At 38.6% G+C, this 25,469-nt stretch carries 20 protein-coding genes; all 20 read left to right on the top strand.

What is annotated here, in order from left to right:
• Position 1 precedes the first annotated feature (1 nt).
• The 20 genes from J8Z25_RS14590 to J8Z25_RS14495 all read left to right on the top strand — a co-directional run bounded on the left by J8Z25_RS14590 (position 2) and on the right by J8Z25_RS14495 (position 25,439).
• Positions 2-2,083 (top strand): secretin GspD/PilQ domain-containing protein, encoded by a 2,082-nt coding sequence (locus J8Z25_RS14590; RefSeq protein WP_250661278.1) that lies wholly within the window; start codon positions 2-4, stop codon positions 2,081-2,083.
• A gap of 415 nt (positions 2,084-2,498) precedes the next feature.
• Positions 2,499-3,884, top strand: a complete 1,386-nt coding sequence (locus J8Z25_RS14585; RefSeq protein ID WP_250661277.1) for a Slr4 family S-layer protein — start codon at positions 2,499-2,501, stop codon at positions 3,882-3,884.
• Positions 3,885-4,043: 159 nt separating this feature from the next.
• Complete coding sequence (locus tag J8Z25_RS14580; protein ID WP_250661276.1) at positions 4,044-5,162, top strand: DegT/DnrJ/EryC1/StrS family aminotransferase; 1,119 nt, start codon at positions 4,044-4,046, stop codon at positions 5,160-5,162.
• A gap of 11 nt (positions 5,163-5,173) precedes the next feature.
• Positions 5,174-5,746 (top strand): acyltransferase, encoded by a 573-nt coding sequence (locus tag J8Z25_RS14575; RefSeq protein ID WP_130050463.1) that lies wholly within the window; start codon positions 5,174-5,176, stop codon positions 5,744-5,746.
• Positions 5,747-5,751: 5 nt separating this feature from the next.
• The gene (locus J8Z25_RS14570) at positions 5,752-6,798 is read left to right on the top strand and encodes a TDP-N-acetylfucosamine:lipid II N-acetylfucosaminyltransferase family protein (protein WP_250661275.1); all 1,047 of its coding nucleotides are present in this window, start codon (positions 5,752-5,754) and stop codon (positions 6,796-6,798) included.
• 6 nt (positions 6,799-6,804) lie between these two features.
• Positions 6,805-8,223 carry an MOP flippase family protein gene (locus J8Z25_RS14565; RefSeq protein ID WP_250661274.1) on the top strand — a complete coding sequence of 473 codons (1,419 nt, stop codon included), beginning with the start codon at positions 6,805-6,807 and terminating at the stop codon, positions 8,221-8,223.
• Between the two features lies 1 nt (position 8,224).
• A complete protein-coding gene (locus tag J8Z25_RS14560; RefSeq protein ID WP_250661273.1) occupies positions 8,225-10,003 on the top strand; it encodes an asparagine synthetase B family protein in 1,779 nt (592 codons plus the stop codon).
• A 64-nt stretch (positions 10,004-10,067) separates the two neighbouring features.
• Positions 10,068-11,159, top strand: a complete 1,092-nt coding sequence (gene rfbB / locus J8Z25_RS14555) for a dTDP-glucose 4,6-dehydratase (protein WP_250661272.1) — start codon at positions 10,068-10,070, stop codon at positions 11,157-11,159.
• Between the two features lie 103 nt (positions 11,160-11,262).
• Complete coding sequence (gene rfbA, locus J8Z25_RS14550; protein ID WP_233786764.1) at positions 11,263-12,183, top strand: glucose-1-phosphate thymidylyltransferase RfbA; 921 nt, start codon at positions 11,263-11,265, stop codon at positions 12,181-12,183.
• Entirely contained in the window at positions 12,180-13,121 is a 942-nt protein-coding gene (locus tag J8Z25_RS14545) for a Wzz/FepE/Etk N-terminal domain-containing protein (protein ID WP_130050468.1), read from the top strand. The genes rfbA and J8Z25_RS14545 overlap by 4 nt, the downstream gene beginning before the upstream one ends.
• A gap of 22 nt (positions 13,122-13,143) precedes the next feature.
• Entirely contained in the window at positions 13,144-14,436 is a 1,293-nt protein-coding gene (locus J8Z25_RS14540; protein ID WP_178926276.1) for an EpsG family protein, read from the top strand.
• 27 nt (positions 14,437-14,463) lie between these two features.
• Positions 14,464-15,405, top strand: a complete 942-nt coding sequence (locus tag J8Z25_RS14535) for a glycosyltransferase family 2 protein (RefSeq protein WP_250661271.1) — start codon at positions 14,464-14,466, stop codon at positions 15,403-15,405.
• A gap of 11 nt (positions 15,406-15,416) precedes the next feature.
• Positions 15,417-16,919 carry a hypothetical protein gene (locus J8Z25_RS14530; RefSeq protein WP_250661270.1) on the top strand — a complete coding sequence of 501 codons (1,503 nt, stop codon included), beginning with the start codon at positions 15,417-15,419 and terminating at the stop codon, positions 16,917-16,919.
• Positions 16,916-17,968, top strand: a complete 1,053-nt coding sequence (locus J8Z25_RS14525; protein WP_250661269.1) for a glycosyltransferase family 4 protein — start codon at positions 16,916-16,918, stop codon at positions 17,966-17,968. The genes J8Z25_RS14530 and J8Z25_RS14525 overlap by 4 nt, the downstream gene beginning before the upstream one ends.
• Positions 17,961-18,680 (top strand): WecB/TagA/CpsF family glycosyltransferase, encoded by a 720-nt coding sequence (locus tag J8Z25_RS14520; RefSeq protein ID WP_250661268.1) that lies wholly within the window; start codon positions 17,961-17,963, stop codon positions 18,678-18,680. The genes J8Z25_RS14525 and J8Z25_RS14520 overlap by 8 nt, the downstream gene beginning before the upstream one ends.
• 51 nt (positions 18,681-18,731) lie before the next feature.
• Positions 18,732-19,970 (top strand): UDP-N-acetyl-D-mannosamine dehydrogenase, encoded by a 1,239-nt coding sequence (gene wecC / locus J8Z25_RS14515; RefSeq protein ID WP_250661267.1) that lies wholly within the window; start codon positions 18,732-18,734, stop codon positions 19,968-19,970.
• Between the two features lie 61 nt (positions 19,971-20,031).
• A complete protein-coding gene (wecB, locus tag J8Z25_RS14510) occupies positions 20,032-21,147 on the top strand; it encodes a non-hydrolyzing UDP-N-acetylglucosamine 2-epimerase (RefSeq protein WP_250661266.1) in 1,116 nt (371 codons plus the stop codon).
• Between the two features lie 494 nt (positions 21,148-21,641).
• Positions 21,642-22,757, top strand: a complete 1,116-nt coding sequence (locus J8Z25_RS14505; protein ID WP_250661265.1) for a polysaccharide export protein — start codon at positions 21,642-21,644, stop codon at positions 22,755-22,757.
• An 8-nt stretch (positions 22,758-22,765) separates the two neighbouring features.
• The gene (locus tag J8Z25_RS14500; protein WP_130050477.1) at positions 22,766-23,200 is read left to right on the top strand and encodes a low molecular weight protein-tyrosine-phosphatase; all 435 of its coding nucleotides are present in this window, start codon (positions 22,766-22,768) and stop codon (positions 23,198-23,200) included.
• Between the two features lie 13 nt (positions 23,201-23,213).
• Positions 23,214-25,439 (top strand): polysaccharide biosynthesis tyrosine autokinase, encoded by a 2,226-nt coding sequence (locus J8Z25_RS14495; RefSeq protein ID WP_250661264.1) that lies wholly within the window; start codon positions 23,214-23,216, stop codon positions 25,437-25,439.
• Positions 25,440-25,469: the final 30 nt, after the last annotated feature.

Here is a 25,469-nt window from a genome sequence, read left to right as displayed (position 1 = left end):
TATGAAACATAGCAAGGCCATTTTTTTAGGCGTGGTTGCGATGAGTGTACTTACAGGGTGCGCAAGATCAAATAGCGGTATTACCGCGGCACCATCGTATTTAGAAAAAGCACAGACAAATAATGTTATAGCAACAGCCGTAGACAAAGTTGAAGATACGCAGCAAGCTAAAAAAGCAAACCAAGGAATTGTTTATGTAGAGCCGTTACAAAATAAAAGCAGCCTAAAATCAAGTCAAACAGACCTTGCAAGCCAATTTAGTGATACTGAGCAAGTTAAGTTAACTGCCGATAGCTTACTAGTTAAAGATTACCTGCATTATGTGTTTGGTGAGGTATTAAATGTTAATTACATTTTGGGTGAACAGCTAAATGCGAGTAAAGCTCAAGTTACATTAAATCTTCAAGATGCGTTAAGTAAGCGTAAGTTGTTCACAATCAGTGAGCAAATGCTGCAAGAAAGAGGCATTGTTATTCGTTTTCAAGATGGTATTTATTACATCCATCAATCAGAGGATGGTATATCAAATAATTTGGTGTACGGTTACGGTGCTAACCCTGAAGATGTGCCCAATACCTCGAGTGAAATTGTACAACTAGCGCCTTTTAAAGCAGGTATGCAGACCTCGTTAGCAAACACGATCAGACAACTTACAAAAGTAGATGCCAGACCGCTATTTGAGCAGCAAGCGATAATGTTTAAAGGTAAGCGAAACGATATTATTAAGGCCCTTGAGTTTATGCAGCTTGTTGATCAGCCAGTGTTTCGTGACCGTTCAATAGGCATGTACAAATCAAGTTTTGTCCCAGTCGATGAATTGAGTAAACAATTACAAGATTTACTTAAGCAAGAAGGCATATCAGTTAGTATAAATGCGTCAAGTGAGCAAGCAATATCTATTGTGCCGCTTGAGCGCACCAATACCATGGTCTTTTTTACAAACAATAAAGACTTTTTAAACCGAGTGTCGTTTTGGGCAAAACAACTAGATAAACCAGCAGACGGTAATCAAGAGCAATATTTTGTTTTTGTACCAGAGTTTGCAAGAGCTGTAGATTTAGGTACAAGCATTCAAAACCTTTTAGGAGGAGGTAACGTTCAGGCTTTATCGAATAGCACCTCAGCAGCGAACCAAAATCAACAATTAAATACCTCTAGTCAGCCAAAAAAATCAGCATCTGCAAATGTATCAGTTCAATCTGATGGTATTAAGATGGTAGTGGATGAGCGTTCTAATTCATTGATTTTTTTTACAACAGGTGATGCCTACCGAAACTTACTTCCTATGGTTAAGCGTTTAGATATTATGCCTAAACAAATCATGTTAGAAGTAATGATTGCAGAGGTCAGTTTGACCGATGTGTTTAAGCAGGGGGTTGAATTTGCTCTTACAAACTTAGGAGCATCAACGAAAGGTGGGTTTACACTAAACGCAAATGAAAGTAGCCCAGGTCTAACTTATGCTTTGTCGGGAACTGCTGGTAGCTTGGCTATTAACTTATTGCAGACTAATGATTATGTAAATGTACTATCTAGGCCAACACTCGCAGTACGAGATGGTGTTCAAGCAAATATTAGTGTAGGAGACCGTATTCCTGTTGTAGGAGAAATTGTTAGTGATTCAACTAATGGTTCTCGTACATCTGTGAACTACCTAGAAACAGGTATCGATTTAAAAGTAACGCCAACAGTTAACGCGCAAGGTGTAGTAGTTTTAGAAATAAGCCAAGATATAAGTACTCAAGCAGAAGGGACCGGGGCAGAGGGTAACCCAATTGTGTTTGAACGTAGTTTACAGACAGAAGTAATTGCTGCAAACGGTCAAACAATTATGCTTGGTGGGCTAATTAGCGAAAACAGTACGTTAAGTGATACCTCAGTGCCTTTCTTTTCAAGTATTCCGTTATTAGGAAAGCTGTTTGATAAAACTAATAATAACTCTACTAAAACAGAACTTGTTGTATTGGTGACACCTCGTATCATAGGTAATACTGCTGAATGGGAAAGTGTTTACGAACAGTTTAAAGAAGGTCTATCAGAATTAAAATTATCAACCCCCCTAAAAAATGTGGGTGTTAATTAGAAAAATAACTACACAGAAACAGCTTAGTTAAAAATTTGGTTGTTTGAAATGTTGGTTAATTGATTTATTTAAAATATAGCATATTCAGCGAAATGCAGTGTGTACAAAAAACACCCGAAATGGCTTGTGTAAACAATTGTAACGAAAGACTTTTTTTTCAACTGAAAAATCCATGATATATTTAAGTTTATGAAAATTAAGGTTTTTAAAAGGTGTACATAGAATCCATAAAACTGTAATATAAATTTGTTAGTGTAACGACTGTTAATTACTTGACAATAAACTAACATTCATTAGACTAATTCTGAATCTGACTAGTAGTCACTTAGGTGACGGCCTATAGTGCATGGTCATTCAAACTAAAAAAAAAGGAACAATGAACGTTCCTGTTTCATGAAACTTTGGAGAATATATAATGTTCAAAAAAACTCTAGTTGCTTTAGCACTTGCTGGTGTGTCAACAACTTCTCTTGCTGGTACTGTCTCTCTTAACAACAATAGTACTCCTTTTGCTGCAGTTACAGCGCCAGATATCTCTGTTGAAGGTTGGTCTGTTGCAACTGATAAAAAAATTGCTGCAGGTAATGGCTTCGCAGCGAATACTATGGTAACAGTTAAAGCTGACACAGCATATGTTGCAAATGACGTTGTAATCGTAACTGTTGAGGGTGGTTCTTTCGATACGACTGTAACTCCTTCTGTATCTACAGCTGCAACTGTAACTGGTGCTGCTGATGGTACTGCTAAAGCAACTTTCCTTGACTTTTCAGATGCAACTACATTACGCATTCGTTTAGGTGACGCGGTTGTTAAAGACGGTGCTATCCGTATTGCTGGTCTGAAAATTACTCCTACTTCAATTGCAGATAAAGCATTAGTAAAGTTAAACTCTAGCGTATTATCGTCAAACTCAACAATCGGTACATATGATAAAGGTACTGCAGTAACTGTTGCAGAGTTTTCACAAGAGTACGTACCAACAGTTAACGTTAAGCTTAATGGTGAAGTTTCTACTGGTAAAGGTCGTCAAGAGTTTACTGGTACTGACAACTTAAAAGATCAACTGAAAGTAACTATTGCTAAAACAGCTGGCCTAACAGCGTCAATTGCTGCAACTGAAGTTAACTACACATTATCAGCTTCAAGCTTAGCGTTTGCTGCTGATTATGATGTTAAAGATAATGGTGGTAACGCAGACAGCAAACTTAGCTCTACAGAGTTAGCTAAAGCATTTGTACCAACTACAGCTGATGATACTCTTACTCTATCAATCAATGAAGGTTACACAGAGCTAGCAGTTAAAAATAAACCAACAGGTGCGATTGATCCTCTTGACCTTGCTTTCACTGTAATTGGTAATGCAAAATCAGGTTCAGAGTTAACAGCTCCGCAATCATTTGCTCTAACAGGTAAAGTTAAGCATGCTAACGGTGAATTCACGGTTAAAGGTCTTGATGCTACTTCAGTAGGTGCATGGACACTTGATGGTTCAACTGGTGATGTTAAGTTTTTACCATTCGGTCCACAATACGCACAATCTGTTACAGTTACTAACTCAGGTAACGTAGTTGGTGATATCACTGCTGAAATCTTCTTTAATGGTCAAAAGTACACTAAAGTACTTACTGCTAAAGCAGCTGCAAACAGTGTAACAAATATCTCTGCTGAGATCGCTGCACTTGCAGCTGAAAACTCAGTGGTTGGTGATGCACGAGTACGTATTACAATTAATGCTCCAAGCAGTAATGTAAATGCTGTTTACTATCATAAAGCTGATGGTGACCGCGTTAAAACTCTTTAATTTATAATTAAGATGTTTTTATAAAAGCGAGCCCCCTGGCTCGCTTTTTTTATGTAACCTTTACTAATTATTGTTCAATCAAAAGTTCCTTTCTCCGCTAGCCCCTGTAATCGTTGTTTGCTACACTTCGACACTGTTTTTGTTTTGTGAGCATGATGAGTGAAGTATCCAATAGTAAAACCGTTTTTGCCTTCAATCGACGCGTACAAAGCGCACATTGATGGTATATTTGAGCGCTGCTGGTTAACAAATAATGGCCGGTGTTTACAAGAGTTTGAACGTCAATTAGCTAGCTATTTTGGTGTAAAGCATTTATTACTAGTTGCCAATGGTACACTTGCTTTACAAGTCGCTTTTGCTGCGCTAAATATCAAAGGGAAAGCAATAACAACACCATTCACATTTGCAGCAACTGCTAGCGCGTTAAAATTCGCTTGTATAGAACCAGAATTCGTCGATATAGATCCAGAAACTTATAATTTAGATTTAAATAAAGCAACGGCTGAACAATTATCTGAGGCAAGTGCAATAGTCGGTGTTCATGTCTTTGGCAATCCATGTGATGTAGAGGTGATAGATAGAAAGGCAAAAGAATATGACTTAAAAGTTATATATGATGCTGCTCATGCTTTTGCGAGCAATATCAGCGGGAATACAGTGCTTGAACATGGAGATGTAGCAACGTTAAGCTTACATGCTACAAAGTTATTCCATAGTGTAGAAGGCGGTGCCATAATCTTTAAGCATGAATCTGATTATTTAAAAGCTAAACAGTTAATAAACTTTGGCTTTAATTCTGACTTTTATCCTGAATTAGTGGGTATCAATGCCAAGATGAGCGAAATGCATGCCGCTATGGGATTATGCTTACTAGAGTATTTGCCTTTTATAACCCGAAAAAGGTGCGAACTAATCGGACATTATCAAAAGTGCTTATCGAGACCTCTCAATCAAGGTTTGTTGAGTTTGCAAACGTGGCACTCCAAAGGTAATAATAATGGAGCATATATGCCTGTTGTATTTAAAAGTGAACAACAATTGTTACAAGTACAGGCTAAGTTGCTCAAACAAGGTATTCAAACAAGACGTTACTTTTATCCAAGCTTGTCTACAGTTCCTGCGTATGGAATGCAGGGCAGCACGCCACATGGTAATGAGTTAAGTTTACGAATTTTATGTTTACCTATGTTTACTGATTTGACATTAGAAGGCGTTGAACAGATTTGTAGTAGTTTAATTTCAGCACTTGAAAGCAGTTGTCAATATACACCCATTTAATAGGAAGCTAGATGGCAATTTATACGCGAGATGAATTACTCAGCCTGGGTCTTTCAAAACTCGGTGAGAACGTAAAAATATCAAAAAAAGCGTCTATTTACGGTGCTTCAAGAATCTCTATAGGCGACAACGTCCGTATCGATGATTTTTGTGTTCTTTCAGCAGGAGAGGGCGGTATTACACTAGGAAGTCATATTCATCTAGCTGTATACAGCTGCCTTATTGGCACTGGGCATATTCAATTAGACGATTTTTGTAATATTTCTTCAAGGGTTGCTATCTACTCAAGCAGTGATGATTATTCAGGGGCTTTTTTAACTAACCCGACTATTGATCGTGAGTTTACTAACGTTGAACATGCCCCTGTAACACTAGCTAAGCATGTAATTGTTGGAAGTGGCAGTGTTATTTTCCCAGGGGTTACGTTAGAGCAAGGCGTTGCTGTTGGCGCATTAACTATGGTGAATCGTTCTTTAGCTGCTTGGGGGATTTACGCAGGTCAGCCTGCAAAATATATTAAAGCGCGAGAAGATGGCTTACTTGCGCATGAAAAATCTTTCCTAGCAGCCTACCAAACTAAATAATCGATATGACAAAACGTATAATCCATATATTTGCTGATACGCCGCATCACTATAAACCGATGCAACAATTTTTTGAACAACAATGTAGACCAGACGCTGAACAATTGTTTTGGGTTAAAACACCCGAATCGATTCCAAACTTTGTAAATTATAAGAATAATGCAGAGCTTTTTGCTTTGCTTGGTAAGACGACCGAGAAAGATCAAATAGTATTTCACGGCTCTTTTGACATGCATGTTTGGAAAAAAATCTTGCTTAGTTCGGTCACAAAACGCTGTAGTTGTGTACTTTGGGGGGCTGAGCTCTATCGTCATACAAGGCCGAAGCGCACAATAAAAGAACGTGTCGTCCATGTTTTACATGCATTAGTGATTAACCGATATAAGCAAGTATTTGCTTTAAATAAAGGAGATGCGTCACTTGCTCAACGCGTATTATTTAAGCGAAATGTTAAAGTGCTGCCATATCCACTCATCGGGATGAAAGTTGAACAAGACCGCGAGCAATTAACGTCTGAAAAACCACTTAAAATACTCGTAGGTAATTCGGCATCAGCGAGTAATAACCATATTGACGCTTTAAACAAGCTTGCTCATTTGGCCAATGAAAATATCGAAATTATCATGCCACTTAATTATGGTGGTGAGCAAAGTTACATTGATGAAGTGGTTAAACATGCAACGACACTATTTGGTGATAAATTTATTGCGATCACTGAAATGCTTAACAAGCAAGACTACGATAAATTACTAAATGATGTGCATTTAACGGTGTTCGCTCAACATCGTCAACAAGGGTTATATGTTGCATATGCCATGTTATTAATGGGTAAACCGATGTTTTTGCTTTCAGACACATCTAGTTATAACTACTTAACTGAGCTTGGCTTTGAAATTTACAAAACTGATGAAGTAGCCAGCATGAGTTATTCAGAGCTAAATAATTTAATTAGCAAAGATAATAACCGTAACCCTGACTTGATGAACCAACATTTTACTGAGCAAGCATTAGCACCTAAATGGCGCAATATGTTAGAGCAGCTCCATGGATAAATTAGTATGAGTGTCGCACGTGATGCTGTATCTGGCGTATCTTGGACTGCCTCTGCCACACTTATTAAAGGTGGCCTTCAGTTAGCGCAGCTAATTGTACTTGCTAGGTTTTTAACACCAGCAGAGCTCGGTGTACTGGCAATTATACAGTTGGTGGTAGGATTTGCTCAAATATTTGGCGATGCAGGTATTTCCAACGCCTTGATATTTCATAAACAGTTAGAAAAATCACAACTCAACCAGTTATACCTAGTCAATGTAATTTTAGGTATCGTTATTTCTTTGTTAGTGCTTGTGATGGCAGTTCCCACTGCATCTTTCTTCAACATGCCACAGCTCTCTTTGTTGTTATGTTATTTGTCTCCGGTGTTTTTTATTCGCAGTTTAGGGCAGCAACAATTAGCTTTGTTACAGCAAAAAATGCATTTTAATAGTATTGCCAAAATTGAAGTATTCGCCAGCGTTGTAAGTTTTATAGCATTAATCATATTGTTAATAGTTGATCTTAGATTAGAGTCAGTTGTGTTTTCTCAAATACTGAATGCTTTGCTTTTAAGTGCTTGCTTTTTAGTTGGTTTCCCCCTTTTAAGGCCTGGGTTTAGCAAGTTAAGTTTAAACAGCATTATCGCACCAATTAAGTATGGTCTATATCAAACAGGTGAGAGCTTCGTAAACTTTATAAGTGCCCAGCTTGATCAGTTGCTGATCGGTAAATTACTAGGGCCAGAAGTTCTTGGTATTTATGCTTACGTTAAAGCCCTTGTATTTAGACCTGCATTACAATTGATTAATCCAGTGGTAAATAAAGTGGCCTTCCCGCTTATTGTTAAGCATAAAGAAACGCATAGCTTAGCTATTTTATATGGCATGGTGATTAGGCTACTTAGCTTAATCAATATACCTTTGTACTCTTTAGTTGCTCTATTCCCTGAGTTTATTTTAGGAATGGCTTATGGAAATGAGTGGCTGGAACATGCTGAGCTTCTTCGTTGGCTTGGCTTATATATGCTTATCATATCTATGATGAACCCTATCGGTGTGCTGTTGCGTGCTAGTGGTGAAGTAAAGCGTGGTTTTTGGTGGAATATTGCTGTAACAATTGTGCGTCCCTTAGTTATCGTACTTTCAATTAATGAAGGTATTACGGTAATGGTGCAAGCGCTGGTTGCGTTACAGGTTTTATTATTTTTACTGCACTGGAAACTTCTTATTAAGCCTATTAGTGGTTTGTCTTTTTTCCAGTTTGCTGCCGCACTCGGGCCAGCATGCATAGCATTTTTTGCGATAGCAGCCTTGTTGTTATTACTTATACAGCCATTATTAATATTAGCTCCAGTATATTTGTTTGTGCTTATTTGTGTAGGTTACTTAATCGCAATTACACCGCAACTACTCAAGTTTTACAGTTTTATTCGAGGTTCTTAGTATGCCCGGTATGATCGGTTTTATTAGCCCAGACCAAGTAGCAGAAGATCATGATTGCTTTGCGAATGTAGCAGGCGATAAACATAGTTATTTTGTTTCGCAGCACTATCAGCACATGCTTAAAAATGTTGAGCATATAGCGTGCTACGAATATAGCGATGATCGTTTGCACGTCACAATTTGGGGCGATATCTTTTCAATCAATGGCAATGACTGTAAAACTGAAGATACGCTACAGAATCTTTGCGAGCAGTACCTAATTGATAACCTACTTGAGTTTTGTCATGGTTTAAATGGTTACTTTGTTTTTTCGGTATATGATAAACAAACACAAGCACTTCATTTGGCAACAGATCGCTTCGGTATTAAACCACTTTACCTATGGGTTGAAGGTGATCGTATAAAAGGGTTTGCAAGTGAGCCAAAAGCCATACTACTGCACCCAGACTACACACAAGAGATCGATCAGTCGGCTTTAGATACCTATGTTGATGTAGGGCACATGCTTGGTGAGCAAACTTTATTTAAGAATATACGACGTGTGCCAGCGGCAACATTAGTCACTATTAATACCCAAGCAGAACACTATCAGCAGCAACTCTATTGGCAATGGTCAGAGATTAAACCACTAAATGACATCTCGTTTGATGAGGCTGTTGATAAATCTTATCAGCTTTTTGATGCTAGTATGGCTCGATGTATGAGTGTGGTAAAACAGCCTAAATTAGCGATCACGCTAAGCGGAGGCCTTGACTCTAGAGTTTTACTAGCAGGAGCCAAGCAGCATTATAAAGGCGAAATTAAAACATTTACCTTTGGTGAACCAAGCTGTGATGACGCCGTTATAGCCAAACAAGTGGCAGATTTCGCAGGGGTATCTAACCAGTTGGTTGCAATTGATCAAAGCAATTGGTTCTCTGGCAGAGAACGTGGTGTTTGGTTGACTGATGGCTTAAAGAATATTTTACACATGCATGCACTTAGCTCTGTAGAGTTGATTGCGCAAGAGTCTAATTATTTACTCAATGGTTATTTAGGTGATGTGACTTTTGGCGGGAGCTATTTATTCCCTGAGTCGCAAGCAACAATCTCAAAGCAGAAAAGAATTGCAACTCGCTACACTAAGCATGTTCAACATGCAAACATTGATCATGACTACTTTACACATGAAAATGATGATCCAGTGCTTATCTATAATCGCGGAGTACGCTTTATTGGCGCTGGAAGTGATTTATTGAGTCATCAGTTACATAACCTTAAACCGTTTATGGATAACGATTTGGTTGAGTTTCTTTATTCTCTACCAGAAAGCTTTAGACGTAATGGTAAGTTATACCACGCAATGTTGTTACGTTATTATCCTGAATATTTTGCAGCGATCCCTTGGCAACAAACAGGAAAACCAATTTCATTGACCGAAAATCAAGCTGAGCCAAAGGTAAATCCAGTTAAGCAACAATTAGTAAAGCTAATAAAAGGTTCTTTGTTTGAAAGAGTGGCACGCAAGCTATATCGCTCAATTGCCCCTAAGCGACACTATGTAGCCTACGACACTTGGCTCAGAGAAACGCAATTTAAGCAGTATCTTACAGATATGTTATGTATGCCAAATAGCCGAGTAGCAACATTAATTGGCAATGACCAAGTTAATAAAATTCTATCCAAGTTCTTTGCAATGGACGACTCAATTCGCCCTGAAAAAATAGGCAGTTTATTAACGTTAGAATTGTATTTAGAACAGTTAGAAAGCGGCAAAAAATCGGCAGGTTATAGCAAATAGGCTGTATATTTGCGATAATTCGCTGCTGTTGAAAAGCTAATTAATTTAGTTAAAAAGGGTGTGGATGAAAACGATTATAGTAACAGGTGGTGCAGGGTTTATTGGAAGTGCCGTGGTACGTTTTTTAATAAACGAAACAGCGCATAAAGTTATAAACCTAGATAAGCTCACATATGCTGGAAATTTACAGTCACTTAAAAGCGTAGAAAATAACGAACGTTATACCTTCATTCAAGGTGACATTTGTGATCGTGCAACTGTCGACTCACTTTTCCAATCATATCAGCCTGATATTATAATGCACCTAGCTGCAGAATCGCATGTTGATCGTTCAATTGATGGGCCTGGCCAATTTATTCAAACAAATATTGTTGGTACATATACCCTACTTGACGCAGCACGAGGTTATTGGGCAAGCTTAGATACCAATAAGCAACAAACCTTTAGATTTCACCATATTTCGACAGATGAAGTTTATGGTGATTTACCTCATCCAGATGATGTCGAAAATAGCTCAAGTTTGCCTTTATTTACAGAGCAAACATCGTATGCGCCTAGTAGCCCTTATTCTGCCAGTAAAGCAAGCTCTGATCATTTAGTGAGAGCGTGGCACCGCACTTATGGTTTACCTGTCGTTGTTACCAACTGCTCGAATAACTATGGCCCGTTTCATTTTCCTGAAAAGCTGATCCCACTAGTCATTTTAAATGCGTTAGAAGGCAAGGCATTACCTATTTACGGTGATGGGTCACAAATTAGAGATTGGCTATTTGTTGAAGATCACGCGCGTGCTTTATACACCGTTGCGAGTGAAGGTAAAGTAGGTGAAACATACAACATTGGTGGACATAACGAAAAAACAAACCTTGAAGTAGTAAAAACTATTTGTAGTTTGTTAGATGAGTTAGCACCAAATAAAGATTTAGCAGAAGGGTATGCTTCACTAATCACCTATGTTACAGACCGTCCTGGCCATGACCGTCGTTATGCAATCGATGCAGTTAAAATTGCTGACCAACTAAATTGGACACCTCAAGAAACGTTTGAGTCTGGTATTCGAAAAACAGTGCAATGGTATTTAGACAATCTAGATTGGTGCCAAAATGTTCAGGATGGCTCATATCAACGTGAGCGACTAGGTGCAGCCGAAGAATAATTGCTAGCTTTTGCAGCCTAAATAGAACGTTTCGATAAAGAAAGTTGAGTGTAAAGTAAGTATACCTAAGCGCTCAGAACTGACCATTAAATGAAGTATGGAAATGAGTAATTCACAAATGAACAATGACAATTCATCATTACGCAAAACAAAAGGCATCATACTTGCCGGTGGTAGTGGTTCACGCTTGCACCCGATAACTCAAGGTGTTTCTAAGCAAATATTACCGATTTACGATAAACCGATGATTTACTATCCATTATCGGTGCTAATGCTTGCTGAAATTAAAGATATACTCATCATTACTACACCTCAAGATCAAGCGCAGTTTAAAACTCTATTAGGTGATGGCAGCCGTTTTGGTATCAATTTGAGCTACGAGGTACAGCCAAAACCTGAAGGCCTAGCACAAGCTTTCATTATTGGTGAAGAATTTATTGGCGACGATAACGTTTGCCTCATTTTGGGTGATAATATTTTTTATGGTTCTAACTTTTCACCAAAGTTAAAAGCCCATGCAAAACTTGACCAAGAAGCATGTATTTTTGCATATCAAGTAAACGACCCTGAAAGGTTTGGGGTTGTTGAAGTAGATGAAAACTTTAATGGTATTTCAATTGAAGAAAAACCGTTAGAGCCCAAATCTAACTATGCAGTAACAGGATTGTATTTTTACGATAACTCCGTGATTGAAAAAGCCAAAAAGGTCACTCCTTCAGCTCGTGGTGAGTTAGAAATTACAGCAATTAACCAAGCATATTTAGACGAAAACCGCCTTAAAGTTGAAGTGCTAGGGCGAGGCTTTGCATGGCTAGACACAGGCACGCACGATAGTCTGATGGAGGCGTCGCTCTTTGTACAAACAGTTGAAAAGCGCCAAGGCTTCAAAATAGCCTGTCTGCAAGAAATTGCTTATAAGCAGGGGTGGATCACTAAAGAGTCTTTAATAGAGCAAGGGCAAGCTTTAAGTAAAACAAGTTATGGTCAGTATTTATTAAAATTGGCAGCAGGGAAAGCGCAATGACAGGCACTGTAAATCAGAACGTAAGTTCACAAAAGCCCTTTGATCTGATTGAGCTTTGGTTAGTACTTTGGAACAAAAAGTGGTTAATCATATTTTTATCAATCGTTTTTAGTGCAGCAATTTTAGCCTACTCGTTAACCTTGCCAAATATGTATAAGTCGACGGTACTGTTAGCGCCGCAAAAGCAGCAAGAAAGTGGTGCCTTAGCATCACTAGGGCAGTTGGGTAGCTTAGCAAGTGTTGCAGGTATCAATTTAGGTGGTGCTGGTGACGACACTGCTGTGTATTTAGAGATCATCAAATCAAAAGACTTTCTATATAAATTTATTGAGCAAAATAACGTAAAAGTGAATTTATTCGCTGTAAAAGAATGGAATAGAGATTCTCAGCAGCTGGTAATCGATCCTGCGCTTTATAGCGACGGAAAATGGAAAGTAGACGAAGAGACAAAAGAAAGTCTAGAACCTTCAATGTTCGAAACATACGAGAGACTACTTAAAAAGCTTTCTGTACAACAAGACAAAGTAAATGGTTTAGTTAAAATTTCATTTGAGCATATCGATCCTCGCATTTCTAAGCAGTATGTAGAAAATATCGTTGCATTGATTAACAAATCGGTTAGAGAGCGTGAAATAGCTGAGAAAAAAGAAAGCATAAAGTACTTAAACGAACAGCTATCAAAAACCAACGTAGCCGAAATGCAAAACGTATTCTACACAATTGTAGAAGAGCAAACCAAAGCAATGTTACTTGCCGAGGTTCGTAAGGATTTTGCGTTCAAGATTATTGAAAGCCCTATCATTGAAGAACGAAAGTCATCTCCTAACAGAGCGGTTATTTGTATTCTTGGTGCTATTTTTTCAGGGTTCTTTGTTTGTGTAAGCATCTTATTGCTACATTTTGTTCGTATTAATAATCGTCAGCACAAAGGTGATTAAGCCAAAGTGATAAGGTTATAACTTGAACGCTGACGACTCTCTCTGCTTTGCTGAACAACAACAGCAAGTAGTAAATACCAAGCTATTAATCACTGGCTGCCTGTTGCTTGCAGGCTGGTTATTTTTGCCATTTTTAGCTTGGGTTGCAGGCGTATTTATTTACGCCTTTGCAGTACAAAAAACCAAGCTTGATAGTGCAATCGTCTTTTTTGTTGTGTTCTCGTTATCTGTGCTGATCGCTTCGCGTCATATAGGCTATCTTTGGGGGGGAGCAGATGATATGCCCTCTTACTTAATGGCTTATGAGCGTTATAGCAGCTTTTCTAGTATGTTACCCACCTCATTACTGTATGCAAAGCATGCAGATTTCTTGTTTGCTTTATATAGCTGGGTTGTAGCGAGCCTAACTAATAATCACTCATTCCTTTACTACTTTACAACGCTAGCGGTTACCTATCTGTTAATTTGGAAATTTTGTAAGTTAGTTGATAATCCTAGCCCACTTCTGTGCTTTTTAATGATTGTATTTTTTTATAAGTTCTTTCAAAGTCAGTGGCACTTGATCAGAGCGTGTATGGCTGTGCCAATTTTACTCTATGGAATTTGGTACTCACAAACGAATAAGAAACATGGCATAGCCATTTTTTTCTTAGGAAGTTTAATGCACTTTTCAACAAGCTTTTTACTACTCCCTTTGCTTATTTTTAGTAAGCATTTAAATCGACGTTGGAACATTGAACAATTAATCTTGTTGATCTTAGGGTTTGTTTTTGCAGCAATTTTTGGGGTGTTAGCAATTAAAGGGGTAGGTTCTGTTATTAATCATTACATGATTAATAAAATTTTAACGCGTTTAGTTTTTGAACCTAGTTTTTCAAAACTACCTTCTTTGTTGTTTTTTATTTTCGTCACGATTATCGCATTACCTGGCTATATAAAAACAACAAGCCCAACGTATATTCGATTATTTAATATGATGAGCTTTTTGACATTGCTCAGCTTTATTGCGCTGTTTTTTATAGGTGATGAGTTACATCGCATTTTATTGCCGTTGTATCTTTTGTATGCCCCTTTAATGTTGTTAGCATTTCAGTACATAACACCCAAAATAATAACAGGCACCTTTTTATTTTTAGTTATCGCTTTTCATATGGCCGCATTTTCTTATGTGCTCCTGATTAATGAAAGTAACTTTTTTTATCAAGATGAAATACATAGACATCCGATAGAAAACAAAGGGTTAGATTACTTCTTAACCTTTAAGCACTATAGCGAAACAGATATTACTTATTACGATGGTTATCGAAATAAGTAAGCGCGATATATTACCTAGGCTTTTAAAATGAATAAATTAATTACTGTCATCATACCAACGTACAAACGTGCGCATGCATTACCTAAAGCAATCGCAAGTGTACAGGCTCAAAGCTATGAGAACTGGGAAATAGTGATTGTTGATGATAATGATCCTAGTAGCAATGCGCGTGCCCAAACCGAAGCTGTAATGGAACAATATGCTGATGAACAGCGAATTAAATATATTCGCCATAGTGCGAACAAAGGAGCTTGCCAAGCGCGCAATACCGGTGTTGATTTTGCACAAGGCGAATATGTAGCATTTTTAGATGATGATGATCTGTGGCTACAAACTAAACTTGAACAACAAATTGACGCATTAGAGAAAAGCAATGCAGCTATTTGTTATTCCGATATGTATTTAGAGTATCAAGGCTGGAAAAAGTACTTTGGCTGCCTTGGAGCCGATAACTTATACGAATCGTTACTAAATCAAGGTTATGGTATTTGCACATCCGTCTTATTAATTGCAACGGATGCTATCCGCGATGTTGAAGGCTTTGATAACAGTCTACCAAGCATGCAAGACTATGATTTACTACTACGTTTATCAAAAAAATACCCTGCAATTCACTTAGCCGAAGCACTTATTACGTACCAACTTGCTGATGATGGTATTTCATGTAACCCGGTATCAAAAGCGAATGGTCATCGTGCAATTATAGATAAATACGAGGCAGAGTATCTTCACCTTGGCTTAAATACTGGCTTATCAAGACAGTTCGAAAGTTTGGCAGACTTTGAATTACGTAGCGGTAACCGAATGATGGCAATAAAAAAATACACCCATGCTTTAAAGTTAAAGTTATTAAACCCACGCGTAATAGTTAAATTAATGATTGGGACGTTGTTTGGTAAAAAGCCTCTTGAAGCCTACCTACAACGACGTCAACAACGTACGTCTGTTAATACAAATGCAGCGTCATAAGGATAAATAAAATGCGTGGCATGTATTTAAATTGCGATCCAAAGTCATTACCGGCTTCTTTTGCTGCAATGTCCGACAATAGCAAGCTATATAAATTTCCTGAAAATATAGCCCAAGGTTATTTGATTTACGATACCAATGCTTGGTCGACTCCGCCGATAGAGATATATCAAGAGCAAGTATTTATTGCTTCAGGTTGGTTTATCTATAAACAAAAGTTAAACCCGCTTGCTTTACTTGCTAAAGACATTGTTGAACACGGACCAAGCGTATTAAACGATATTTTGGCAGGTGTATTTGTCATTTATTGGAAAAATGGTGAGCAAACTACTTTGCTAACGGATGCACTAGGTTTATCAACTCACTATATCGATAGACTAGCGAGTGAACTTCGTATTGCGCCAAGTGTTAAAGCACTTCTTACTGACAAGCATACATTAAATAATGATATGCAAAGCATTCTTGGTAAAAAGCAGCATTTGTTTGGTAATTTCACGCTTTATAACGAAATTGAGCGCCTACAACCTGGTGCGGCAATTACTTCTGGAGCAGAGCAGAGTTACTTTACATTTTATGACGGCAAAGCAATAGAAGACCTTGGAGAGTATGTAAATACATTAACTGAATTCTGGGCTTATGATACTCGCATTTTACCTTTAAGTAGTGGCCTTGATTCTCGTTATTTATTAGCGAATGGTACTTATAAATATGGTTTTACTTACGGACCCGAAGGTTCGCCAGAGCGCAAAATAGCAGGGCATTACCAGCAAGACTTTGAATACTACCATGCTTTTGATTTTAATGAGCAGCCGCTTCATGAACAAGAACAAGCAATTTTGGACGAAATGGCGTTTGCCACATTAAAGCCTATTAATCGCTTGTATACCAATTATCACTACATTGCACAGCACTATAACCAAGCCTCTACTTTTTATGACGGTTACTTAGGTGATTTATTTCAGCGCGGCACCTACATTAACTTTAAGGGAAAGCGAGGTGAGCTATTAAAATTAGTACCATTTGTTTATCGTTTTATCAACTTTAGCGCACATAAGTTACTTCGGTTACGCTATAAAGAACTGACTAACGGCGAATTTGAGATACTGTGGCAAGATTATAAAGTTAAAACTGCTAACTTAGCATTAAATGATTATCAAAAAGTGACTTACTATGAGTTTGTGTATGGTAGAGGTGGTCGCTATACCGTATTTGGTAGCAATGTATTAGCCGCACAATTTTTTACAATAGTCTCACCGTTTGCCTCTCGAATAGTATTTGACTCATTTATTCAACAAGACTATTCACGAGCGGTGTCTTATCGTAATTTAAAGAAAATATGGTCAAAAACAGCTTCAAAGTATAAGAGTCAGGTTGTAGAGTCGGGCTATTCCCCACAGACACCAGCAGCTTTTATACCTTTTATACAGCTAACATACCGATTAATGTTTCACTTTATACCGTCGCGTGCCAACTATGGCGTTAAGCTCAAGCGTATGGAGAAACAAAAGAAGTGAGCGATTTTCGTGTATTACTCTTATCGAACATGGGGCCAAGTAAAAACAAGCCGAATTCAGGGCGGTTTGTTTATAACCAATATGATAGCTTAAAAAAGCAGGGTAATTGCTATGTTGACTTTTATTATTTAGATCAAGAAGAAAAGTCGGGTATTGCTAAGTTATTGCGTTATCCTTTGTTCTTTTTGCGCTTTGTACTTAGCTATATTTTTTCATTTAAAAAGTACGATATCATTCATGTTCATTTTTATTTTCCGAATGTTTTATTAGCTATTGCTTATAAGCTTTTTCGAAATTGGCGAGCAAAAATCGTTGTTACTTTCCACGGTAGCGATATTTATTTGTATCCAACACCTGGACCTGTTTATCGGTATAGCTCAGGTTTTGTTGATAAGTTTATTTTTGTGAGTGACAAATTAAAGCAGCGATTTTTTAAGCCTGTTTCTGCAAGTGTGCTAAGTGCGGGTGTGAATGACCTATTTTATGAGCCACAGACAACCGCAATAAAACAGTTCGATTTTGTTTTTGTAGGGAATTTAAATAAAAACAAAGGTATTGATAGGCTCGAAGCAATTTTAGAAAATTTTCAGCGTAAGTTAACGGTAGCGATAGTAGGGTCAGGTGATAGTTCGTTTTTAGAGCGTCTCGCTAAAAACGAGAATGTGAGCATTCGTTATTTTGAGTATTGCAGTGCACAACAGCTGGTTACAATTTATAACGAAAGTTACATGTTGATTAATTTATCATATAATGAATCATTTGGTTTGGTAATGGCGGAAGCAATGGCGTGTGGGTTACCTGTAATAGCGACACAGACCGACGGCAGCACAGCGCAAGTACTTAATGGCGAAAATGGCTTTTTAATTCCAAATGACGAAAACGTATGTGTTAACGCAACGTCTGCAATAGAGCAAGTTTTGGACTTATCAGAGCAAGACTATTTAACAATGCGCCTCTGTGCAATAAACTCTGCCGCACCATACCAGTTATCCTCTGTAACAGAGGAAGTTTTAAAGATATACGCTAAATTGAGAGTTGATAATGAATAGTGTAAATGTAGGTGGGATTGACGTATTAGCCTACCAATCAATTGATGAACTTATTGATACTTCAATTTTAGTGCCTGAGGGCGTAAAGCCAGGTGTTGCAGTTGCAATAAACCCTGAAAAGGTAATGGCAGCGAATATTGATCAACAGGTTATGAGCACATTGCAACAAGCTACTTTGAGATACCCAGACGGTATTGGTGTGTCTTATGTAATGTCAAAGCGATTAAAACAGCCTGTGGCGCGCATTCCAGGTTGTGAGCTTTGGGAGCGTTTAATGTTACGTTCTGCAGAGAATAATGTGCCAGTATTTTTATTAGGCGCGAAAGAGTCTGTGGTGCTTGAAGCTCGCAATAAATTGCTAGCGCAAGGCGTAAATGTTGTTGGTTATCGAAACGGTTATTTTTCTGCTAGCGAAGAGCAGCAAGTTATTGAAGAAATAGCTAGCTCAGGAGCTAAGCTTGTAAGTGTTGCTCTAGGGTCGCCTCGTCAAGAGTTATTTATTTTTGAGTGTCAGAAGTCGTGCCCAACTACCTTTTTTATGGGAGTAGGTGGCACTTATGACGTGTTTACCGAAAATGTAAAACGAGCACCTGCCGCTTTTAGAGCCGTGAACTTAGAGTGGCTCTACAGATTATTAAGCCAGCCAACAAGGATATTGAGGCAAAGTAACTTAATTAAGTATTTTTATTACTACCTTACAAAAAAAGTTTAAAGTTGCCCAGGGCTGGGTTTTTACAAAAGTTAATTTAAATTAGGGGTTTAAATGTTATTTAAAACTGTATCAGTCGTTGGGCTTGGTTACATAGGCTTACCAACTGCAGCTGTTATTGCATCACGCGGAATTAATGTTATTGGGGTTGATGTAAGCCAACATGCTGTAGATACAATTAATGCAGGGAACGTACATATTGTTGAACCAGACCTTGATATGGTGGTACGCAGCGCAGTTAAAGCCGGTAACTTAAAGGCAGTAACAAAGCCAGAAAAAGCAGAAGCATTTATGGTAGCTGTTCCAACCCCTTTTAAAGAAGACTACCAAGCAGATTTGAGCTACATAGAAGCTGCAGCAAAAGCAATAGCGCCAGTACTCGAAAAAGGCAATTTAGTTATTTTAGAGTCAACTTCGCCTGTTGGAGCAACAGAAGAGCTTGCAAACTGGTTAGCCGAAGCACGCCCAGACCTAACTTTTCCACAAACCGCTGGCAACGAAGCAGATATAAACATTGCACATTGCCCTGAGCGTGTATTGCCAGGTCACGTTTTGCGTGAACTTGTTGAGAATGATCGCGTTATAGGCGGTATGTCGGAAGAGTGCTCGAAAAAAGCGGTTGCCTTGTATAAAACATTTGTTGTGGGTGAATGTTTACTAACAAACGCCAGAACAGCAGAGATGGCAAAGCTAACAGAAAACTCATTTCGTGATGTAAACATTGCGTTTGCAAACGAACTATCAATGATATGCAATAAGTTAGATATTAATGTTTGGGAGCTTATAAAGCTTGCAAATCGTCATCCGCGAGTAAACATTTTAAACCCAGGCCCTGGTGTGGGTGGTCACTGCATTGCTGTTGATCCATGGTTTATTGTTAGTTCTGCGCCAGAAACTGCAAAGTTAATACGTCAGGCTCGTGAAGTTAATGACGCAAAGCCTCATTATGTTTTAAAGCAAATAACCAATGCAGCCGATCAATTTAAAAAGCCAGTGATAGCGTGTTTAGGTATTGCATTTAAAGCTGATATTGATGATTTACGCGAGAGCCCTGCACTCGATATTACCAAGATGCTAGCTCAAAACAATGAAGCAGAAGTGCTAGTTGTTGAACCAAATATCAACGAGCTACCAGAAGCTCTAGCAGCGTTAGGCGTTAAATTGGTTTCAATTGAAGAAGCGCTTGAGCGCAGTAATACACTAGCAGTGTTGGTTGATCATAAAGAATTTAAGGCCATACCTGCAGAGCAAGTAGCCAGAAAAGTGGTTGTTGATAGCCGCGGAATTTTTTAACTCAATAAGTAGATTTAGTAAGCCTACCATTTTTGGCAGGCTTTTGTGTTTAGGATAATAGATGAAAGTTTTAACCGTATTTGGTACTCGCCCCGAAGCAATAAAAATGGCGCCGTTAGTTCTTGCGCTCGAAAACGATGCAAGAATTGAAGCTAAAGTGTGTGTTACAGCACAGCACCGAGAAATGCTTGACCAAGTACTGGATCTTTTTCAAATAACGCCAGATTATGACTTAAACATAATGAAAGCAGGGCAAGATTTATACGATATTACGAGTAAGATCTTACTTGGCCTACGTGATGTGCTTGATGAGTTTAAACCTGACTGGGTGCTTGTTCATGGCGATACAACCACGACATTTGCAGCGTCAATGGCCGCGTTTTACAAGCAAATTAAAGTAGGTCATGTAGAAGCCGGTTTACGTACAGGTAATTTGTATAGCCCATGGCCAGAAGAAGCAAACCGCACATTAACGGGCGTATTAACAGCAAAACATTTTGCTCCTACACAAGCTTCTGCCGACAATTTATTACGTGAACATGTACCACAAAACACTATTTTTGTAACGGGTAACACGGTAATAGATGCATTACTGCAAGTTAAAAATAACGTACTGCCAAAAGTAGATGTGCAACAACAATTAACCGAAAAATTTGCAGATATTCTTGATAAACCTTATGTACTTATTACAGGCCATCGCCGCGAAAGCTTTGGTGGCGGCTTTGAGCGAATTTGCCAATCAATTTCGTCGTTAGCATCAAAGTACCCTGATTATAATTTTGTGTACCCAGTGCATTTAAACCCAAATGTACAAGAGCCAGTTAAGCGTTTGCTTGCAGATAAAAGCAATGTAAAACTTATCGACCCACAAGACTACTTGCCATTTGTGTTTTTAATGAACCAAGCATACTTAATTTTAACAGACTCGGGTGGCGTGCAAGAAGAAGCACCAAGCTTAGGTAAGCCAGTGTTAGTAATGCGTGATACTACAGAACGCCCAGAAGCAGTAGCTGCAGGCACAGTTAAATTAGTAGGCACAGACAGCGAAAAAATTATAGCAGCGGTTAGTGAGCTAATTGATAATAAAGAAACATATACACAAATGAGCTTTGCACATAACCCATACGGTGATGGAAAAGCGTGCGAACGTATCATTGAGGGTTTATTTACTAAGTAAGAGAGTTACCCTAAAAGAGTAAGAGCCTTTCTTTTCTTATGGTAAGATCCTGGCTGCTTGTTAGCGTAAAGGTTTATGCTAACAAGCTTTTTTACCAACCCATTTTAAAACCTCCTTTAGAAACAAAACCAAGCTTGAAATATCGCGAGCCGCCTGTATAATGCCCTCCTACTTAAGGATGTTCCAATGTAAATGGATAGTAATGTAAAGTTGCTAAATTACGAATAAACAAGTCAGATATGCCTTCGACTTTAATTACTTCAAAAAAGAACTCCATAGAAATTGTAAAAGCCTTACTTTTTAATGCGCTTAAAATGCGATGTTATTGACAATTTTTTAGCTATTAGCGCGGTTATGCTTTTGTATATGAATAGGTCTGTTTAGCCTTGATTCAGGGCCTTGTTAACTTGCGTATAACAAGCCGTCATGCTTTAATTGATCAGCTTTAAAATAAGTAAGTGTAAAACTTATATAATAATCTTTTAGGAAGAAGAATGGCGTTCAAATTTAAGCTCTTTGCAGCAACTTTATCTCTCCTCTCTGTAAGTGCATGTACGATCATACCGGGTAGTCATTACGAAGGCATTGATTCAGGTGCTCAAGTAGAAAACTTAGAAAAAGATCTAGAAAAAGTAAACATTCAAGTTATTGATTCTTCTTTGATTAATATTCAAAAACGCGAAGTTAAAAAGGTTAATACTACAAACCGAAAAGGTATTGATACATCTGATTACCAATATCGTTTAGGGGTAGGTGACGTACTTACAATTGGTGTATGGGATCATCCAGAGCTTACGATTCCTGCGGCTGTACAACGTACGGCAGAGTTTGATGGTTTTCGTGTCGCTGAAGATGGCACAATCACTTATGCCTATGCTCCTAAAATACCAGCTGCAGGTAGAACTGTGGCTGAAGTTCGCGCAGACTTAGTAAAGCGCTTAAGCCGTGTAATAGAAAACCCACAAGTTGATATAAAAATAGTTGGTTTTAGAAGCCAAAAAACCTATGTAACAGGTGAAGTAGAAAACCCTGGTGTATACCCAATTACCGAAATACCACTCACAATAATTGATGTTTTAAATAATGCCGGCGGTATAACTGACCGTGCTGACTGGCGTGAAGTAACCTATACATCAGGCAATAAAACAGAAATTATCCGCTTAGATGACTTTTACAGCCATGGTGATATTTCACAAAACCGTTTATTAAAACATGGCGATATTGTGCATGTTAGCCGTAACGATAAACACCAAGTGTATGTATTAGGCGATGTTATTAAAGCTGGCACCGTAGATATTGACCGTTATGGCTTAAATTTAGCACAAGCATTAAGCGACACGGGTGGTATTAGAGAAGCAACTGCCGATGCAAACGGTATTTTTGTATTACGTAAGCGCGATTTAGCTAAGGATGGCGTAATTGCAGATGTATATCAATTACACGCCAAAAATGTGGCAGCACTGGTGTTAGCGGAGCAATTTGAACTTAAACCGCACGATATTGTTTATGTGACTGCTGCACCACTTGCACGCTGGAACCGCGTAATCAGTTTATTATTACCGTCAATTTCAACAGTTGACAGAATTAATGACGTAGCCAATACAAACTAAGGATAAGTATGTTTGACTCAGTATTAGTAGTGTGTGCTGGCAACATTTGCCGAAGCCCAACTGCAGAGTATGTACTTAAAAGTAAGTTACAAAACAAAGGGATTACTGTTACTTCAGCTGGTTTAACTGCATTAGAAGGTAAACCAGCCGATGCTACTGCTCAGCAAATTGCTGAGCAGCATGGCATTAACATGGCAGAGCACCGTGGCCAACAAATTAATTCAGCATTAGTACAGAACAACAGCGTTATTTTAGTGATGGAACAACGTCATCTAACTGACTTATGCACGCGTTACCCTCAAGCAAGAGGTAAAACGTTTTTGTTAGGCAAATGGTTAAACGACGCCGAGATCCCCGACCCATATCGTCAAAGCTTAGAAGCATTTACCCATGTTTATGAGCTAATAGACAGCGCATGTAGCGCTTGGCAAAAGTATTTATAAGGAAACTGCATTAATGAATGCTCAGCCTTCATCGCTTAATAACAGCAACCGAACAACTCAGAGTAGTCAGCAAGAGTCGCAAGAAATAGACCTAATGGCCCTATTGGGGGCTTTACTCGACCGTAAATTATTTATTATGGCCATCACCGGCGTGTTTATGGTGCTAGGTGTTATTTATGCTATGTATGCAGCACCTGTTTACCAAGCAACCGCCATGATACAGGTAGAAGACAATAGCGCTACGGTACCTGGCTTTGATGACATGAGCGGCATGTTCGAAAGTACCTCGGCCGCGGTAACCGAAATCGAGCTATTAAAATCACGCTCTGTTATTGGTGAAGCGGTCGACAAACTAAACCTAGATACAGTAGTTGAACCAAAACTATTCCCGCTAATTGGTAACCGAGCCTACAGAAGCTTTAAACCAAGCTTACCGGGTGAACTGGCAGAGCCGAGCTTTGGTGCAAGCTCTTACGCATGGGGCGGTGAGAGTATCGATGTGTTTAGGTTTGATGTACCAAACTTTAATATTGGTACTGGCTTTGTAATTGTCGCGCAGCAAAATAACCAATTGGTATTGTTAAACGAAGCTGGCGAAACAGTATTAACAGGGCAAGTAGGGCAAGAGCTTACTAACGGTATTATTGAGTTAACAGTGCGTAGCTTAAATGCGCGCCCGGGTACTGAGTTTATTATTACCAAGCGTGACCGATTAAATACCATTTTAGATTTACAAGCAGCCATTGGAGCCAGCGAAAAAGGTAAAGACTCGGGCATTATTAACTTAACCTTGCAAGATACAGATTTTAAATACGCCGAAAAGGTACTTGAGCAAGTTGCGAGCATTTATGTACGCCGCAACGTTGAGCGTAACAGTGCTGAAGCACAAAAGTCACTTGAGTTTTTAGAGGTACAACTACCCGAGGTTAAAAAGCAACTTGAATTTGCTGAAAAGCGCTTTAACGATTACCAAATTAAACAGCAATCAGTAAACATAACGCTTGAAACACAGGGTGTGCTTGATCAAATTGTACAGCTAGAAACTAAATTACAAGAGTTAGAGTTACAACGCTTAGAGCTTAGTCGTAAGTTTAAAAAAGGCCACCCTGCTTACCAAGGTATATTAGAGCAAATTAAAGCGGTTCAAAAGCAAAAGGATGACTTAACCGGCGAAGTAACTAACTTGCCGTCTACCCAACAAGAGTTATTACGTTTAACGCGGGATGTAGAGGTAAGCAACCAGATATACACCATGCTACTGGCTAAAACCCAAGAGCTCGATATTGTGCGTGCAGGTACCGTAGGTAACGTACGTATTATTGACCACGCAGAGGTAAACACATCAAAACCGGTTAAACCTAAAAAAGCGCTAATAGTGGTTATGGCTACAATGCTGGGTGGTATGCTTGCAGTGGCAATTGTATTAGTGCAAAAAGCGCTACATAAAGGGATTGAAGACCCAAGCGAAATAGAAGCAATGGGTTTACCTGTTTATGCAAGCGTACCGTATTCTGAACATCAAGATAAGTTGGTATCGTTTGGTAAATTAAAAAATAAAAAAGCGACCCAAGCAAATACGATATTGGCGGTTGAAAACCCTGCTGACTTAGCAATAGAAGCACTGCGTAGCCTACGCACCAGCTTACATTTTGCTATGATGGAGGCAAAAAACAACGTAATTGCGATATCTGGCCCAAGCCCAGGTGTGGGTAAATCATTTATATCGGTTAACCTAGCAACCGTATTGGCACAAAGTGATAAAAAGGTACTGATAATTGATGCTGACATGCGTAAAGGTTACTTACAAAAAGCTTTTAACGAAAAATGGGAAAACGGCTTAAGTGACTTTTTATCGGGCAGATTAGAGCTTAAAAATGTAATTAAACAAACCAAAGTACCAAACCTACATTTAATTACTCGCGGCCAAGTACCACCTAACCCGTCTGAACTATTAATGCATGAGCGCTTTTCAAAGCTGGTAGACACCATTAAAGAGCATTACGACCTAGTAATTATAGATACACCGCCTATTTTAGCAGTGACAGACCCTGCAATAGTAAGTGCCCATGCTGGCAGCACCTTGCTAGTAACACGTTTTGGCCAAAACCATGTACGTGAGTTAGAACTTACTCGTAATCGCTTTGAACAAAATGGTATTGATGTAAAAGGCGTGGTATTTAACGGCATACTTAAAAAAGCCAGTAATGCTTATGGGTATTACAACTATGAATATAAATAACATGCTAAATATTTCATAGTATAAGGTAAT

Origin of the sequence: Pseudoalteromonas sp. SCSIO 43101 (genome assembly GCF_023650775.1) — a bacterium.
Taxonomy (GTDB): domain Bacteria; phylum Pseudomonadota; class Gammaproteobacteria; order Enterobacterales; family Alteromonadaceae; genus Pseudoalteromonas; species Pseudoalteromonas apostichopi.
Note: the sequence above shows the minus strand (reverse complement) of the source record. Positions and strands in the feature narration are given on the sequence as shown.

What these genes read in the sequence shown, in the direction of transcription:
- J8Z25_RS14560 (WP_250661273.1), top strand. Translation starts at nt 8,225, where the DNA reads ATGCCCGGTATGATCGGTTTTATTAGCCCAGACCAAGTAGCAGAAGAT.
- J8Z25_RS14590 (WP_250661278.1), top strand. Translation starts at nt 2, where the DNA reads ATGAAACATAGCAAGGCCATTTTTTTAGGCGTGGTTGCGATGAGTGTA.
- wecC (WP_250661267.1), top strand. Translation starts at nt 18,732, where the DNA reads ATGTTATTTAAAACTGTATCAGTCGTTGGGCTTGGTTACATAGGCTTA.
- J8Z25_RS14530 (WP_250661270.1), top strand. Translation starts at nt 15,417, where the DNA reads ATGCGTGGCATGTATTTAAATTGCGATCCAAAGTCATTACCGGCTTCT.
- J8Z25_RS14585 (WP_250661277.1), top strand. Translation starts at nt 2,499, where the DNA reads ATGTTCAAAAAAACTCTAGTTGCTTTAGCACTTGCTGGTGTGTCAACA.
- J8Z25_RS14570 (WP_250661275.1), top strand. Translation starts at nt 5,752, where the DNA reads ATGACAAAACGTATAATCCATATATTTGCTGATACGCCGCATCACTAT.
- J8Z25_RS14575 (WP_130050463.1), top strand. Translation starts at nt 5,174, where the DNA reads ATGGCAATTTATACGCGAGATGAATTACTCAGCCTGGGTCTTTCAAAA.
- J8Z25_RS14520 (WP_250661268.1), top strand. Translation starts at nt 17,961, where the DNA reads ATGAATAGTGTAAATGTAGGTGGGATTGACGTATTAGCCTACCAATCA.
- rfbA (WP_233786764.1), top strand. Translation starts at nt 11,263, where the DNA reads ATGAGTAATTCACAAATGAACAATGACAATTCATCATTACGCAAAACA.
- J8Z25_RS14545 (WP_130050468.1), top strand. Translation starts at nt 12,180, where the DNA reads ATGACAGGCACTGTAAATCAGAACGTAAGTTCACAAAAGCCCTTTGAT.
- J8Z25_RS14495 (WP_250661264.1), top strand. Translation starts at nt 23,214, where the DNA reads ATGAATGCTCAGCCTTCATCGCTTAATAACAGCAACCGAACAACTCAG.
- rfbB (WP_250661272.1), top strand. Translation starts at nt 10,068, where the DNA reads ATGAAAACGATTATAGTAACAGGTGGTGCAGGGTTTATTGGAAGTGCC.
- wecB (WP_250661266.1), top strand. Translation starts at nt 20,032, where the DNA reads ATGAAAGTTTTAACCGTATTTGGTACTCGCCCCGAAGCAATAAAAATG.
- J8Z25_RS14565 (WP_250661274.1), top strand. Translation starts at nt 6,805, where the DNA reads ATGAGTGTCGCACGTGATGCTGTATCTGGCGTATCTTGGACTGCCTCT.
- J8Z25_RS14535 (WP_250661271.1), top strand. Translation starts at nt 14,464, where the DNA reads ATGAATAAATTAATTACTGTCATCATACCAACGTACAAACGTGCGCAT.
- J8Z25_RS14500 (WP_130050477.1), top strand. Translation starts at nt 22,766, where the DNA reads ATGTTTGACTCAGTATTAGTAGTGTGTGCTGGCAACATTTGCCGAAGC.
- J8Z25_RS14505 (WP_250661265.1), top strand. Translation starts at nt 21,642, where the DNA reads ATGGCGTTCAAATTTAAGCTCTTTGCAGCAACTTTATCTCTCCTCTCT.